Origin of the sequence: Ancylothrix sp. D3o (assembly GCF_025370775.1) — a bacterium.
Taxonomy (GTDB): domain Bacteria; phylum Cyanobacteriota; class Cyanobacteriia; order Cyanobacteriales; family Oscillatoriaceae; genus Ancylothrix.
Genome location: NZ_JAMXEX010000007.1, coordinates 161,038 through 176,812 on the forward strand (window position 1 = coordinate 161,038; position 15,775 = coordinate 176,812).

Sequence of the window (15,775 nt, forward strand, 5' to 3'; positions counted from 1 at the left end):
ACCATAAAAAATGAAATTTTTAACCTTTCTCTGGATAGATTAAATTTACTTCCTCTTTCTCCCCCTAAGATATAGGCCAATTTAAATATGTGTGTTATTATTAAAGTACGGTAAACCCATCGGGATTTAGTACATTTATGGAAAACACCAACAAAACCGCCAATTACCAACTAGCCGCCTCCACAAACGAAGTTTTAGAAACCGAAACCATAACCCCCATAAAACCCAACATTTTAAAAAAGCTCCGAGGCGGAATTTTATTAGTAATTGGCTATCTACTATCCCCCCTTTGCTGGTGGAACGACCTAATATTTAATTTACCTATCGCCTATTGCTTTGGCTACGCTTGCAGTTGGTTTTCCCCCGATTTAATGCTACCAGCCTCCATCGCCGGCTACTGGATAACAAACATCGTTGGGATATTATTTATGCAAGCCGGTGCTCTCGACGTTTTACAACAAGACAAACCGCGTAACCTCAAACAAGAACTGATTTCAGGATTTATATCATCCACCGCCTACACAATCCTAATAGTTGCCCTCATTCAATTTAAAATATTAGAAGTCCCTAACTTATTTCCCGGCAGCTAATTCAGCAACTTTTTCAAGCTCCGAAAATCCAAAATAAAAGCTTTATTAGGCTCCAAAAATTTCTTTTCAACCCTAAAATATCAACTATGCTACCATATCAAAATAGATAGCATTTTCCAAAAAGTATGAAAAGAAAAACCAGCCTCACAAAAGCCGGCAAAATAGCCTTACTCATCGCCCTTATAGCCATTATTTTTAACCCCTTTGTCATTGTTAACGCAGGTCAACGGGGTGTTTTAATGTTATTTGGAAAAGTCCAAAACAACATCTTAAACGAAGGAATACACCTCATCATTCCCCTTGCAAACACCGTCCAAAAAATCAGCGTTCGCATCCAAAAACAACAAATCACCTCCGAAGCCTCCTCAAAAGACCTCCAAGACGTTTTTACAGAAGTTGCCCTAAACTGGCATTTTTTCCCAGAAAAAGTTAACCTAATCTTTCAACAAATCGGAGATGAAATGCAAATCATCGACCGCATAATTAACCCTGCTGTAGAAGAAGTATTAAAAGCAGTTATGGCAAAATACACCGCCGAAGAAATCATCACAAAAAGAGGAGAAGTTAAAAGCAATGTAGACAACCTACTCAGCACGAGACTCGCCACCTACAACATCGCAGTAGACGATCTCTCCCTTGTTCATGTTTACTTTTCCCAACGCTTTAGCGACGCCGTAGAAGCCAAACAAATCGCCGAACAAGAAGCAAAAAGAGCCGAATTTCTCGCCCAAAAAGCCGCTAAAGAAGCCGAAGCAAAAGTCAACATCGCCAAAGGCGAAGCCGAAGCAAACCGGCTCCTCAGAGAAAACCTAACCCCAGAAATCTTACAAAAACAAGCCCTCGAAAAATGGAACGGAACTCTGCCCATAATTGTCGGAGAAACCGGCGCCAGAGTCTTGCTGGATCTCCAACAAATCATCACCCAACAGACCCCCACACCCCAACCAACCCCACCCCCAGAAATACCTCAGCAACCCATTAATTAAACACTGTTTAAAATTTTTTCAAAAGCCCGCGCAATCCGAGTTTGAAAACGCTTTTTATGTTTTAAAGATAAAAAGAATCGTTCAATTTCTAACTCCACTTCTAAGCCATCCTTTTCTACTGTTACACCTATTTTCCGAAGAGTCTCAAGTTGAATTTCTTTAGATACCATTAGCTCAGAAATAGCCGTAGCGCCGACCCCAGTTTCCACAACTGCCTTAACCATTTCCCCCGTATTTAAAACCAATATAACATCCAAATTACTAATAGCAACACCCCAACTTTCTAAAGCCTTCTCAAAACTCTGCTGAGTCCCCGAACCAGACTCTCGCATCACCCAGCCGGTGCTATAAAGCTCAGCCAAATCAATTTTACCCCGCTCATACCAAGGATGAGACTTGCCCACCACAATCACCAAATGATCACCCCCCACAGGCTCAAAATCCAAACAACTTTTTAAAGAAGGTTTCACCTCCGCTTCAATCAAACCCAAATCAAACAAACCAGTCGCCGTACCCTCACAAATCTCCTCAGTATTCGCCAAAACACAATCTACAGAAATCCCCGGATACTTACGCTTAAACCGGCTAATTTTTTCTGGCAACCAATAATTACCCACAGTCAAACTCGAACCCAATTTCAACTCACCCCGCTGAAAATTATTTAATTCTCTTAACCCCCGTTCCGTCAAAGCCACACAATCCAAAATTTTTTGTGCTTCAACTTGCAACAATTTACCCGCCTGAGTAATCTCAATACGCCGGCCAATGCGATGAAAAAGCTTAACTCCATATTCCTCTTCCAAACTTTGAATCGCCGAACTAACAGCTGGTTGAGTAATATAAAGCATCTCCGCCGCACGAGTAAAATGCTGCTCTTCAGCGACCGCTAAAAAAATTCGTAACTGCTCAATCGTCATTCGCGCCATAGCCAATAGACTCTGCAAAACAAAACAACTTTCCAGGCTAATTGAAAGCATTTAGCCCTCTCTGTACTAGCCCAAGAAAAAAATAAATAAAAAATCCAACTTCTTTTATATAAAAATATAGTAAAATAAAGAGTTTGTCTGTAGCTTCGATTACTTGAAGTTATTAATTTAATAAAAAAAAACATTTGCTTCTATCGATTACTCCCCGTAAATTAATATCAAGCCTTTGACAGCCGGCACCAATCCAAGGCCAAATCCACAACTCAGCACTCCCCGCACAATCAAAATGATCTGCTTCTAAAACCATGTGCTTGGGGCTTAAAAGGGAGACAAACAAATGTCAAAAGCCAAACAAATAAATCAGAGTGCTCACGGGCTCAAACCAGACTGCCTACCCTTCGGAGAAGTATTAGGCCAATCCATCGCCGTCATCGCACCAATCACCACCCCAGCCGCAAATTTAGGCTTAATCTTTGCCCTTTCAGGAAACGGCACCTGGCTAAGTTTTCTCATTGGAGTAATCGGCCTAACATTCGTTAGCCTAAACATCAATCAATTCGCCAGCCGATCCGCTTCACCAGGCTCTCTTTACTCTTACATAGTCAAAGGACTTGGCCCCACCTTCGGCGTCATTTCGGGCTGGAGTTTAGTCCTCGGTTACCTCTTCACAGGAATGTCCGTATTATGCGGATTCGCCAACTTTGGAGGCACAATCATCTCACATTTAGGCATCCATATTTCCCCAATCACTTTATTAGCAATCGGAGCCGGAATATCTTGGTACTTTGCCTACAAAGATATCGAACTTTCCGCCCGCGCCCTCTTAATATTAGAAGGAATATCCGTCGCTTTAATTCTATTTTTAGGCATCATTATTTGGGCACATAAAGGCTTTGCTATCGACCTAAATCAACTAAGCCTACACTCAGCAACCCCCAGCGGCATAGCAATGGGACTCGTCCTCGTCGTCTTCGGATTTTCAGGATTTGAAAGCGCTACAACCCTCGGAGACGAAGCAAAAAACCCCCTAAAAACCATACCCCTTTCTGTTTTAGGCAGCACAATCTTAGCCGGCATTTTCTTCATCTTTATGGCCTACGTTGAAGTCCTCGGCTTCAGTGGTACCACAGCAAACCTCGCCGAAAACGAAGCCCCCTTAAGCTTTCTCGCTCAACAAGCCGGCATCGGCTTCTTAGGAGAAATCATCAGCCTTTGCACCCTAATCAGCTTCTTCGCCTGCGTTCTCGGCAGCATAAACCCAGCAGCAAGAATCTTCTTTATGATGGCGCGTCACGGACTATTTCATAACTCCTTTGGCGAAGCCCATGCTTCTAACAAAACCCCCCACATTGCCGTCACAATGTGTTCTCTGCTCATGTTTTTAATCCCCACCAGCTTAACCCTATTTCACGTCAAACTCTTCGAGAGCATGGCCTACTTCGGCACCATCTGTTCCTTCGGTTTCTTAATGACCTATATTCTCGTTTCCATTGCCGCCCCATTTTATCTGTACAAAATCAAAAAACTCCGGCCAATTCACCTCATATTCTCAATCTTAGCCGTAGGATTTATGATGATACCAGTCCTCGGAACCACCGGCATTCCAGGGAGCACCTTATTCCCCGTCCCCGAACCTCCCTACGACGCCTTTCCTTACCTCTTCTTACTCTACTTAATCACCACCTGCGGTTGGTTTATTCTCCAAAGACTACGCTCCCCCGAAATCATCACCCAAATGGAACAATCAATCGAAGAAATTCACATCCGCTTTAGCGATGCCGACAACATTTAAAAACTAATTCCTCTCCTACCATTTTTATGAAGCTAACAAACACATCTCCCAATTCATAGCCACCTTCTTAAGCAGCTAGATAAATATCTTCCCTAACGCTTCAAAAAAATGGTATCCAATTTGTTACTTTAAAAAAGGAAAAAACACAATGAACCTAATTCATGCAATCCCCACCGGCCTAACAGCCTTCACCGCCACAAACCTCGACGACTTAATCATCCTGCTGCTGTTTTTTTCCCAAGTAAACACAACCTTTCGCCGGCATCACGTCGTATTAGGACAATATTTAGGCTTTTTTGCATTAGTTCTCGCCAGCCTCCCAGGATTCTTTGGCGGCATGATTTTTCCCCCTCATTGGGTAGGCTTACTAGGTTTAGCACCCATCGGATTCGGTTTAAGCCGGCTACTCAACCCTGAAAACGAAGAAACCGCCGACGAAACCCCACCAGAAATCGAATCATCTCAACCCTCTACTTTAGCCAACATTTTCTCTCCTCAAACCTACAGCGTCGCCGCCGTCACCGTCGCCAACGGAAGCGATAACATCGGAATTTATGTTCCCCTATTTGCTAACAGCGCTTTAGAAAGTTTAGCCGTCATTATCGGAGTTTTCTTTACACTCGTTGGCGTTTGGTGTTACGCTGCCTATAAACTAACTCATCAACCAACAATCGCCGAAATCCTCACCCGCTACGGCAACCTCTTCGTCCCCTTTGTCTTAATAGGATTAGGCGTATTTATTATCCTAAAAAGCCACGCCTTAAGCCCCCTCGCCTTACTCGCAAGCTGTCTATGTTTGATGGGTTTAGTTAAAAAAAATTGGGGTCAAAAACCCATAGAACACAACTTAGCAGAATAAAAACGGAGACGTTATGGACTGGCTTACCGGGGTCATTGTAGCTGGAGTTACATCTTTTGTCGCCACAAATATTGACGATATTCTCATCTTGACAATATTTTTCTCGCAAGTCAACGACAACTTCCGTCCCCAGCACATAATAGCCGGTCAATATCTTGGTTTTAGCCTCATCCTTCTTGCTAGTCTCCCCGGTTACTTTGGCGGTTTAATTTTACCTAAACCCTGGATTGGTCTTTTAGGATTTATCCCCATCATTATCGGCATAACTAAACTCTTCAAGCCTGAAAAGAACTCCCAAGAAGTTCAAAATGTTTCCATAGACTTATCCTCTCCCACCGGCACAGGTTTAAATTCCAAAGTCGCCCATTTCTTTCATCCCCAAACCTACAAAGTCGCCGCCGTAACCTTCGCCAATGGAGGAGACAACATCGGCATTTATGTATCCCTCTTTGCCAGTAGCAACGCACTCAAACTCAGCATTATTCTGTTAATTTTTTACCTCTTAATCGCCGTTTGGTGCTATCTCGCTTACTGGCTGACTCGCCACTCAGCAACCACAAAAGTTTTATCAAACTATGGTCATGCCCTTGTCCCCTTTGTCCTCATTGCTTTAGGAGTATTTATCATCGCTGAAAACAAAAGCTACACTTTGTTGAGCTTGTCTTTTACCCACTTTTAAATTCCTCAAATCAAGCTTTTTTCTTTCTTTTTAAAAACTCATATAAGAAAAAAATTAATTATAAATAGGAGGCAAAATATGCGAAATTAGAATCAAATTTCAAACAAAATTTTCTGTAAAAAAGCTAGAACCTAAAAGCTAAAACACAGAAATTTTCTACCATTCTCTACCTTTCAAAAACCTTACAAACTAGGAAAAGGAAAAAACCATGAACGTTTTAACCACCCTTCTGATCGGTCTGATTTTCGTCTTAAACTTGGTATTTGCACCGGCCTCATTTGCCGAACCAGAAACACCTTCCTACGCAAAAAATCCTGACTACATCCAAATCACACAAAGCCTCAACACCCTGAAAGCCGCCCAAACAAACCAAACCCTAGCGCAAACAGCAACCCCCGAACAAATTCAAAAACAAATAGCCGATTTAGAATTTCAAAAATACACCCTAGAAACCGGCCCCCGCTGGGGACAATGCCAAAACCAAACCGGCAAAACCATCGCCGTTTATGGCCCCAAACGCAAAAAATCCCCGTCCTCCTATGAAAACGCCCTTTACTTCCTAGAAAACGGACAAACCACCGCCTACGAATGGGACTGTGACGGAATTTATTTACCCGCCGGTATCAAAGTTAGCAGCTTAGACCAAACAAAAACCGCCCAAGAAATAGGCACTCCCCTCGCCCTCAAAATCGTCGATGGCACCCAATTAACCATCAAAAACAACCCCGAAACTTCAGCCCTTGAATTCACCGCACCCTTTGCCCAAATATTCACAGCCGGTGAAGTAAACTGGTTTATTCCCGACGTTGCTCAAGCCGCCATTGAATCTCGCGTAGCCAACGCACCCACCCTAGAAAGCGAAGAAGACTAAGCCTCTATCAACGCTGAAAAAATCCCTCAGTGTAATGTAGGTTGGGTAGAGGAACGAAACCCAACACTCTAAGCCTCTATCAACGCTGAAAAAATCCCTCAGTGTAATGTAGGTTGGGTAGAGGAACGAAACCCAACACTCTCGACGCTTTAATGGGTTTCGCTTACGCTCTACCCATCCTACAAATAATATAGAATATAAACCCTTTCCTCCGATGCTTCTACCATTCAAGCCCCCTACCCACGAACAACCCAAGAAATCACCCTATCTCAACCCATCACGAGTCAGAGATCACCTCGCCAACGAACGCACCTACCTCGCCTGGATGCGTACCGCCATTGCATTAATGGGTTTTGGAGTAGTAATTATCCGCCTTCGTCTTTTTCAACCACCCCTTGTCCCTCATTTAGGCACCGGCTGGAAACTAGGATTACTATTTTCTTTAGTAGGATTAAGCACCGTATTACTTTCAACTCAACATTATTTCGCCGTCCGCCGAGACATAGATGAAGATACCTATGAACCCCCGGATCGTTGGATAATTTTATTTACCCTTGCCATAACTCTTTTAGGTGCCGGTGTTATTTATTTCGTATTCACAGCCCCTCTCAATCCTATGAACATCGTTATTTCCGAATAAAAAACATCCGGATACCGGCCTTCAAAAATACAATTTCTCTAGTCTATTAATTCTGCCGTCATAAATACCTTGACAAAAATGCCAGTTTATGTATTTTCTAGCATTTTTGGTTCCCCAGCAAAGCCAGGGAACTTGCTAAAAGTACGACCTTACTTAGCGCCGTAATAGAAAGCAATTTCTTTATCTTTTAACCCGGCAAAACCGGCATCAACCAACATTTGATTCAACTCATCTTGAGCAATATGTTTTGCCCCAATTCTGACAATTCGAGAGCGCATAGTATTAGAAACACCACTACGCTGCCGACCGGCCTCTAAACCCATCACCTTATTATAAAGATCAAGTTTCTCGGCAGGAATTGGACTACCATCAAAATCAATACCCTTAGCAATCGCCACATCAATTGCATCAGCGCCTGTAGTCGAACTCATCTGATCATTCAAATCTGAGGACATAGCAACACATCACAAAAACAATTACAGCCAGCATTCTACCAAGGCCGCACCCTCAAATCTCCAATTGAGCATAAACTATAATTTATTTAGGCTTAACCACCAAAACCGAACAAGGCGCATCAGCCACCACCTGAGAACTCACCGAACCCTCAATAATACGTTTCATCCCCGTTAAACCGCGATTGCCAATCACAATCAAATCCGCATGGTAGATATTAGCCAAACGTATAATTTCCTCAGCCGGATCGCCGGTGACAATTTCCAACTCACTCTCACAAGGTAACTGAGACTGATAAGACTGCAACTGTTTTTCCAGATGTCGGTAAGGAATTTCATCTTGTAGCCCAACAACTCCAGGCCGGTCAGCCGCAATTTCCACCTCAGCATTCCGCCTGGTAATCACATGAGCCAAGATCATTTTAGTTGCCGGTTGGATCTGGAGATCCCCTATTAAAGTCTCAACAACTTGATGAGAAAGTTCTGAACTATCCAGGGCCACCAAAATTGTTTTCAGCACCTATCAAATCTCCTCAAACCTAAAACAATTGCGCGTCAAAGCCTAGACCATTCAATAGTATTTTTCTGGTTTTGGCGTCGAGAGAGCAGCATAACAGTCTTGACTTAATTTCGCAATCCTCAAACCTAAAAAGCGGCATTTTCCCCAAAAGAAAATTCCGCCTCACCATTAATAAGCAACTGGCCGCCAAAGATTAGATCCTAGAAACAAGTTCTAAAATTATCCTTCTCCGTTCTGTTGCTCTGTGTCAACCATGCCCCAACTCTCCTTATTTTGAGTCCGCAAGCGAACGGAATCAGCATGAGATGGCAGTCCTTCTGCCTTTGCCAGCGCCTGGATCGCACCACTCATTTTTTGCAATGCTGCCGGCGAATACTGAATCAAACTTGAATGTTTAATAAAAGTATCCACTCCCAGCGCCGACGTATAACGCGCCGCACCTGAAGTTGGCAGCGTATGGTTTGGCCCAGCCAGATAATCGCCCACCGCCTCCGGTGTCGAATTCCCTAAAAAAATCGCTCCTGCGTGGCGAATTTGCTCCAACAACCCCCAAGGATCGCCAACTTCTAACTCTAAATGTTCTGGGGCAAATTGATTTGACAATTCTGCTGCCGTTGAAAGCGAATCCACCACCACCACTAAGCCATAATGAGCAATGGCCTTTTCTGTCAGTAACCGGCGCGGGTGATCAGCCAACTGTCGGTCAACCTCAGCCACAACCTTGCGGGCCAATTGTAAATCAGTAGTCAGCAAAATTGCTGCGGCCATCGGGTCATGTTCTGCCTGGGCCAGCATATCCGCTGCCACATAAACAGGGTTTGCCTGAGCATCCGCAATCACCAGCACTTCCGACGGGCCGGCCAGAGAATCAATTCCCACCGTTCCGTACACCAGCTTTTTCGCCAGCGTCACATATATATTACCGGGGCCGGTGATCACATCCACCTTTGGAATTGTTTCTGTGCCATAGGCCAAAGCGGCAATCGCCTGAGCGCCTCCCACCCGGTAAATTTCCTCTACGCCCGCTTCCTGCGCCGCTACCAGCACCGCTGGATTGAGGGTTTTTTCTTGACCGGGCGGCGTACACATCACAATACGCGGCACACCGGCCACCTTAGCAGGTATCGCATTCATCAGCACGGTACTCGGATAAGCCGCTCGACCGCCAGGCACATATAGCCCCGCTCGGTCTACTGGTGTGTACCGCTTGCCAAGGACGATCTCATCCTCGCCAAACTGAACCCAAGATTTAGGAATGCGCTGCCGGTGAAACGCCTCAATTTGTTTACGCGCCAACCGGATCGCATCCAGCAACTCTTTTGACACCTGCTGGTAAGCAGCATCTAATTCAGACCCACTGACCCGCAACTGCTCAGAGTTAAGCTTTTGCCCGTCAAATTCTTCTGTATAATGCAGCAGCGCTCGGTCGCCCTGACGTTTCACGGCCTGCAACACCTCCCGAACCGTCGCCTCTTTATGGACAACAGCCTCATCGTGAGTGCGTTCGCAGATCCGTCGCAGTTCAACCTCTGCCTCAGACCGCTCAGTTATGATTCGCAGCATGGAATAGAAATGCCAATCTAGGAATTACCGCTTGTAAAATTATTTGCCTGACATCGAGTGAGTAGCTTTGGACACCTCAGTTAACTTTGAAGCCCAACTGTCACAGAGTTTGTCATAACCCCAGACCGCTGAGATCCAGCTAACGGCTGACCGCTCTCTTGATAGCAGACTAAACCTTTTACTGGTGTTTCTATAAGCTTAACCGAGATTTTCTCGATGGATCGCAAATTTATGCCAACAAATGCTATATTAGTTTTTCCAACAGCTTACTTAGATTGACCTAAGACTTAAGTTTACGGTACAATTAAGGCCGTCAAACCCCCCCGATTACCTTTTAGCAACTCGCACTTGGTTCTAAGGTTAGGTTTGATACCGCAATGCTTAGCAGCCCAAGGTTTCAGCTTTCTTCTAACTCTCCACTTTCATCAAGCGAGAGTGCCATCTTTCCTTGATGGACGCTTCTGTTCCACCAAGCGTAAGGGAAATGTATTAGAAAGCAAGCTTGTCAACAATCATAGAGCTTTTTTACAGGATAGACTGTGGCAAACATCAAATCTGCGATCAAGCGCGTCCAAATCGCCGAACGCAACCGCTTACGAAACAGAACCTACTCATCAGCAGTTAAAACTCTGATGAAAAATTATTTGGCGGCTGTGGCCAAATACGCCGCCACGCCTTCTGATGACCAACTAAAAGAAGTCGAAGCGCGGATGTCGGAAGCCTACAGCAAAATCGACAAAGCCGTTAAAAAAGGAGTTCTGCACCGCAACAACGCGGCGAGAAAAAAATCTCGTCTCGCTAGAGCCCTCAAGCCCTACACCGGCTCTGGGGCTACGCAAGCAGCCTCCTAAGATTAAAAAACACCTTCCGCGTGTGGTAGGTTTTTCTTTAATCGACTCATCTAAAAAACACGCCGCAAATAGTTAGCCGGCCGACCTGTATCCGCTTTTTTAAACCAAAAAGGTTCTAAGCGGAAAAAATTGGTACGGGCCGGCATCTGTGCCGGTATTTAAGCTACAATTTATTCTTAGCCATTCCGTGCGGAGAAAATTTCGGGGTTCCCCACCCATGCCCGACCAACCCATACAGTTGATAGATACCCACGTTCATATTAACTTTGAGGCTTTCTCCAACGATCTAGCGGAGATAGCAGAACGTTGGCGAGCTTCAGGAGTGGTTTGTTTAATCCATTCCTGTGTAACTCCGCAAGAATTTGGCAGTATCCAACGTCTGGCAGATCGCTTTGATGAACTTTTTTTCGCGGTTGGGTTACACCCTTTAGACGCACACGAGTGCGGAGCTACAACCATAGTCGAGATAGAGCAGCTTGCTTTGAGCGACAGCAGAGTAGTGGCGATAGGGGAGACGGGCTTAGACTTTTATAAAGCAGAAAACTTTGAACTGCAACATAAAGTCTTTGAAGCCCAGCTAAAAATAGCCCAGAAGCTGAAAAAACCAGTCATCATCCACTGCCGAGATGCCGCCGCCCAAATGCGCGAACAATTACAGACATTCTGGGACAAAAACGGGCCGGTCTCAGGAGTAATGCACTGCTGGGGAGGCACACCAGAAGAAACCCAATGGTTTTTAGACCTTGGTTTCTATATTAGTTTCAGCGGCACAGTCACCTTCAAAAAAGCCACCCAGATACAGGATTCTGCTTGTATTGTACCCAGTGATCGGATCTTAATCGAAACAGACTGTCCGTTTCTCGCCCCCGTTCCCAAACGGGGAAAACGTAACGAACCGGCCTACGTCCGACAAGTCGCCGAACAAGTGGCTAAACTTCGCGGAGAGTCTCTGGAAACTTTAGCCAGGGAAACCACAGAAAACGCCTGTCGGCTATTTAACCTCACCCTTGCGGCCAACCACAAACCACAACTGGCCTATTCGGGCCAAGAAAACTTTGCTGTTTTATCTTAAATTAACCCCCCAGCGGCACAATTCCCCAGTCAATCATTAATCGTCAATCGTCAAAGCTCATTTGTTCTTCGCTAAGAACTAATGAAATGACCAATGACAAATGACCAATGACAAATGACAGATTGAACAAGACCAGGTATAATACCAAACTCGCGGTCTGGCTACTACCGGAGGACGCATGACAGAGCAAACATACACCACACCGGCCTTTACCCTACCCGACCTAGTGGAAATCCAACGAGCAAGTTTCCGCTGGTTCTTGGAAGAGGGACTTATTGAAGAACTTAATAGCTTTTCGCCGATAACCGACTACACCGGCAAGCTAGAACTACACTTTATTGGCAAAGACTACAAACTCAAGCGTCCCAAATACGACGTAGACGAAGCAAAACGCCGCGACAGCACATACTCAGTCCAAATGTATGTGCCCACCCGTTTAATTAATAAAGAAACCGGCGAAATCAAAGAGCAAGAAGTCTTTATCGGGGAATTGCCCCTGATGACAGACCGAGGCACATTTATTATTAACGGTGCAGAGCGCGTCATCGTTAACCAAATTGTCCGCTCCCCCGGAGTTTATTACAAATCAGAAACCGACAAAAACGGTCGCCGCAGCTATAACGCCTCCCTCATCCCCAACCGAGGAGCCTGGTTAAAATTTGAAACCGACAAAAACGATCTCGTTTGGGTGCGAATTGATAAAACCCGCAAACTCAGCGCTCAAGTTTTGCTAAAAGCGTTGGGCCTGACCGACAACGAAATCTACGATGCTCTGCGCCACCCGGAATACTTCCAAAAAACTATCGAAAAAGAAGGCCAGTACAGCGAAGAAGAAGCTCTGATGGAGCTATATCGCAAACTGCGACCGGGCGAACCGCCGACAGTATCAGGCGGACAGCAGTTGCTAGATTCGAGGTTTTTTGACCCCAAACGTTATGACTTGGGCAAAGTAGGCCGGTATAAACTTAACCGCAAACTGCGCCTCAATATCCCAGACACCACTCGCGTCCTTACCCCCCAAGATATCCTGTCGGCGGTGGACTACCTGATTAACTTAGAGTTTGATATCGGCCAAACCGACGACATCGACCACTTGGGCAACCGCCGCGTCCGCTCCGTTGGCGAGCTGCTGCAAAACCAAGTGAGGGTGGGGTTAAACCGGCTCGAACGCATCATCCGCGAACGCATGACAGTATCCGATGCAGACGCTTTAACGCCGACATCTCTGGTTAACCCGAAACCGCTGGTTGCTGCTATCAAAGAGTTTTTTGGCTCTTCGCAGCTATCACAGTTTATGGATCAGACAAACCCATTGGCAGAACTGACCCACAAACGGCGCTTGTCTGCTTTGGGCCCTGGTGGTTTAACGCGGGAACGGGCCGGTTTTGCAGTCCGAGATATTCACCCCTCTCACTACGGGCGCGTTTGTCCTATTGAAACTCCAGAAGGGCCGAATGCAGGCTTGATCGGCTCTTTGGCCACTCACGCTCGTGTTAACTCCTACGGTTTCATTGCCACACCCTTTTATCGTGTCGAAAACGGACGAGTCTTAAAAGACCAAGCGGCTGTTTTTATGACCGCCGATGAAGAAGACGACCTCCGCGTGGCTCCTGGGGATATTACCGTCGATGAAAATGGTTATATTCAAGGCGAGCTAGTAGCAGTACGCTATCGTCAAGAATTTACCACCACTCGCCCCGACCAAGTGGACTATGTGGCCGTTAGCCCTGTTCAAATTATTTCGGTGGCTACTTCGTTGATTCCATTTTTGGAACACGACGACGCTAACCGCGCTTTGATGGGATCTAATATGCAGCGCCAAGCTGTACCACTTTTGCGTCCTGAACGGCCTCTCGTAGGTACCGGCCTGGAAGCTCAAGCCGCCCGCGACTCTGGGATGGTGATTGTCTCTCGAACCGATGGGATCGTCACTCATGTAGATGCAGAACGCATCCGGGTTCGTCCGACTCCGAAAACACCAGATGGCCCTCAACCGGCAGAAATTGAATACCAACTGCAAAAATATCAACGATCTAACCAGGATACTTGTCTTAATCAAAGACCGATTGTTTTTGAGGGAGATGACGTGGTGGCCGGTCAGGTGATGGCAGATGGTTCGGCTACCGAAGGCGGCGAACTGGCTTTAGGTCAAAATATTCTCGTGGCTTATATGCCTTGGGAAGGCTACAACTACGAAGACGCGATTTTAATTTCCGAGCGTTTGGTGTATCACGATGTGTACACTTCAATTCACGTTGAAAAGTACGAAATTGAAGCGCGTCAAACTAAGTTGGGGCCAGAAGAAATTACCCGTGAAATTCCGAACGTGGGTGAAGATGCGTTGCGTCAATTAGACGAAAACGGAATTATCCGCACAGGAGCTTGGGTAGAGTCGGGTGATATTTTGGTGGGTAAAGTGACTCCCAAAGGAGAATCCGATCAACCCCCCGAAGAAAAACTTTTGCGGGCCATTTTTGGTGAAAAAGCCCGTGATGTCCGCGACAATAGTTTGCGGGTGCCAAATGGTGAGAAAGGCAGAGTCGTTGATGTTCGGGTGTTTACCCGTGAACAAGGAGACGAGCTTCCTCCTGGGGCTAATATGGTCGTTCGGGTCTATGTGGCCCAAAAACGTAAAATCCAGGTGGGCGATAAAATGGCTGGCCGGCACGGCAATAAAGGGATTATTTCTCGAATTCTGCCGATAGAAGATATGCCTTATTTGCCAGATGGCCGACCAGTGGATATTGTTCTCAATCCCTTGGGTGTGCCTTCTCGGATGAATGTAGGCCAGATTTTTGAGTGCTTGTTGGGTTGGGCCGGTGAAAATTTGGGCGTGCGTTTTAAAATTACACCCTTTGATGAAATGCACGGGCCAGAAAAGTCACGAGAAACCGTTCATTTCAAGCTTAATGAGGCTAAAAAGAAAACCGGCCATGACTGGTTGTTTGATGAGGAAAACCCTGGAAAAACAACTGTTATGGATGGCCGCACGGGTGAGGCTTTTGACCGGCCGGTGACTATCGGTAAGGCTTATATGCTGAAGCTCGTTCACTTAGTGGATGATAAAATTCACGCTCGTTCTACCGGCCCCTATTCCTTGGTTACTCAGCAACCTCTGGGCGGTAAAGCTCAACAAGGTGGTCAGCGCTTTGGTGAAATGGAAGTTTGGGCTTTGGAAGCGTTTGGGGCTGCATATACTTTGCAAGAGTTGCTGACTGTTAAATCAGATGATATGCAAGGTCGTAATGAGGCTCTCAATGCTATTGTCAAAGGCAAATCCATTCCTCGTCCAGGGACACCAGAGTCGTTTAAGGTGTTGATGCGTGAGTTGCAGTCTTTGTGTTTGGATATTGCCGTGCACAAGGTAGAAACGAAAGAGGATGGGACTTCGCGTGATGTAGAGGTGGATCTGATGGCAGATGTTGCTTCCCGCCGTGCTCCTACTCGTCCAACTTATGAAGCTGTCTCGCGCGAGTCTTTTGATTCTGACGAGGATTAGTAAGGTAGAAAGTGATTGCTCTTTAGTGCTAAGAATAGCGGAAGCTAGGCACTAAAGGGCAATTACTTAAAAGCCGGTTTTTAAACCTATACAATATTGCAACGTCCTGCTAACCGGAAACAGACTCAGGAGCAAGTGGATGAAATTCGAGAAAAACTAGCTTTAGGAGAAAAGCAGACAGTGCTTGCAAGCAGAGTATAAAGTTTCTCGTGCCTTAATATACAATATTGAACACGGCTTACTCTGTAAAGATAAGCTTGCCAAGCACCCCCGAACTCCAGACAGTTTTATTCAACGAAGCCAAAGCTGACAAAAGAACAAGTAGAGGCATAAGAAATCGTCTGAGAGCCGGTGAAAATAAAGAGTAATTTAGCCAAAGAATATGGAGTTTCAAGAAAGACGATTTACGAAATAGCCAAAATTCAGACTTGGAAGTAAATGTGAGAGATTCAGGTTAAAGTTGGAAAACTTAATT

General features: G+C 45.5%; 14 protein-coding genes. 10 read left to right on the forward strand and 4 right to left on the reverse strand.

Annotated elements, in window-relative coordinates; genetic code table 11:
- The first annotated feature begins 137 nt into the window (after positions 1 to 137).
- Together NG798_RS14690 and NG798_RS14695 are read left to right on the forward strand one after the other, a co-directional pair.
- Positions 138 to 590, forward strand: a complete 453-nt coding sequence (locus NG798_RS14690) for a hypothetical protein (protein ID WP_261224267.1) — start codon at positions 138 to 140, stop codon at positions 588 to 590.
- Positions 591 to 715: 125 nt separating this feature from the next.
- Positions 716 to 1,576 carry a prohibitin family protein gene (locus NG798_RS14695; RefSeq protein ID WP_261224269.1) on the forward strand — a complete coding sequence of 287 codons (861 nt, stop codon included), beginning with the start codon at positions 716 to 718 and terminating at the stop codon, positions 1,574 to 1,576.
- On the opposite strand, the gene NG798_RS14700 is transcribed toward NG798_RS14695, so the two are convergent.
- A complete protein-coding gene (locus NG798_RS14700; protein WP_261224271.1) occupies positions 1,573 to 2,553 on the reverse strand; it encodes a LysR substrate-binding domain-containing protein in 981 nt (326 codons plus the stop codon). The two genes, NG798_RS14695 and NG798_RS14700, sit on opposite strands and share 4 nt — an antisense overlap.
- A 286-nt stretch (positions 2,554 to 2,839) precedes the next feature.
- Between NG798_RS14700 and NG798_RS14705 the strand changes: the two genes are divergently transcribed.
- The 5 genes from NG798_RS14705 to NG798_RS14725 all read left to right on the forward strand — a co-directional run bounded on the left by NG798_RS14705 (position 2,840) and on the right by NG798_RS14725 (position 7,343).
- Entirely contained in the window at positions 2,840 to 4,294 is a 1,455-nt protein-coding gene (locus NG798_RS14705) for an APC family permease (protein WP_261224273.1), read from the forward strand.
- A 148-nt stretch (positions 4,295 to 4,442) separates the two neighbouring features.
- On the forward strand, positions 4,443 to 5,153 hold the full coding sequence (locus NG798_RS14710) for a cadmium resistance transporter (protein WP_261224275.1): 711 nt from the start codon (positions 4,443 to 4,445) through the stop codon (positions 5,151 to 5,153).
- 13 nt (positions 5,154 to 5,166) lie between these two features.
- Complete coding sequence (locus NG798_RS14715) at positions 5,167 to 5,832, forward strand: cadmium resistance transporter (protein WP_261224277.1); 666 nt, start codon at positions 5,167 to 5,169, stop codon at positions 5,830 to 5,832.
- A 208-nt stretch (positions 5,833 to 6,040) separates the two neighbouring features.
- On the forward strand, positions 6,041 to 6,703 hold the full coding sequence (locus tag NG798_RS14720; protein ID WP_261224279.1) for a hypothetical protein: 663 nt from the start codon (positions 6,041 to 6,043) through the stop codon (positions 6,701 to 6,703).
- Between the two features lie 214 nt (positions 6,704 to 6,917).
- Entirely contained in the window at positions 6,918 to 7,343 is a 426-nt protein-coding gene (locus NG798_RS14725) for a YidH family protein (RefSeq protein WP_261224281.1), read from the forward strand.
- A gap of 149 nt (positions 7,344 to 7,492) precedes the next feature.
- On the opposite strand, the gene NG798_RS14730 is transcribed toward NG798_RS14725, so the two are convergent.
- From NG798_RS14730 to hisD, 3 genes are all read right to left on the reverse strand, one after another.
- Positions 7,493 to 7,798 (reverse strand): DUF4090 family protein, encoded by a 306-nt coding sequence (locus NG798_RS14730; protein WP_261224283.1) that lies wholly within the window; start codon positions 7,796 to 7,798, stop codon positions 7,493 to 7,495.
- Between the two features lie 82 nt (positions 7,799 to 7,880).
- Positions 7,881 to 8,315, reverse strand: a complete 435-nt coding sequence (locus NG798_RS14735; RefSeq protein WP_261224285.1) for a universal stress protein — start codon at positions 8,313 to 8,315, stop codon at positions 7,881 to 7,883.
- A gap of 219 nt (positions 8,316 to 8,534) precedes the next feature.
- Positions 8,535 to 9,878 carry a histidinol dehydrogenase gene (gene hisD / locus NG798_RS14740; protein WP_261224287.1) on the reverse strand — a complete coding sequence of 448 codons (1,344 nt, stop codon included), beginning with the start codon at positions 9,876 to 9,878 and terminating at the stop codon, positions 8,535 to 8,537.
- Positions 9,879 to 10,417: 539 nt separating this feature from the next.
- Here hisD and rpsT point away from each other — a divergent pair.
- From rpsT to rpoB, 3 genes are all read left to right on the forward strand, one after another.
- On the forward strand, positions 10,418 to 10,729 hold the full coding sequence (gene rpsT, locus NG798_RS14745) for a 30S ribosomal protein S20 (protein WP_261224289.1): 312 nt from the start codon (positions 10,418 to 10,420) through the stop codon (positions 10,727 to 10,729).
- A 232-nt stretch (positions 10,730 to 10,961) separates the two neighbouring features.
- Positions 10,962 to 11,801 (forward strand): TatD family hydrolase, encoded by an 840-nt coding sequence (locus NG798_RS14750; protein ID WP_261224418.1) that lies wholly within the window; start codon positions 10,962 to 10,964, stop codon positions 11,799 to 11,801.
- A gap of 178 nt (positions 11,802 to 11,979) precedes the next feature.
- Positions 11,980 to 15,300, forward strand: a complete 3,321-nt coding sequence (gene rpoB, locus NG798_RS14755; RefSeq protein ID WP_261224291.1) for a DNA-directed RNA polymerase subunit beta — start codon at positions 11,980 to 11,982, stop codon at positions 15,298 to 15,300.
- Positions 15,301 to 15,775 lie beyond the last annotated feature (475 nt).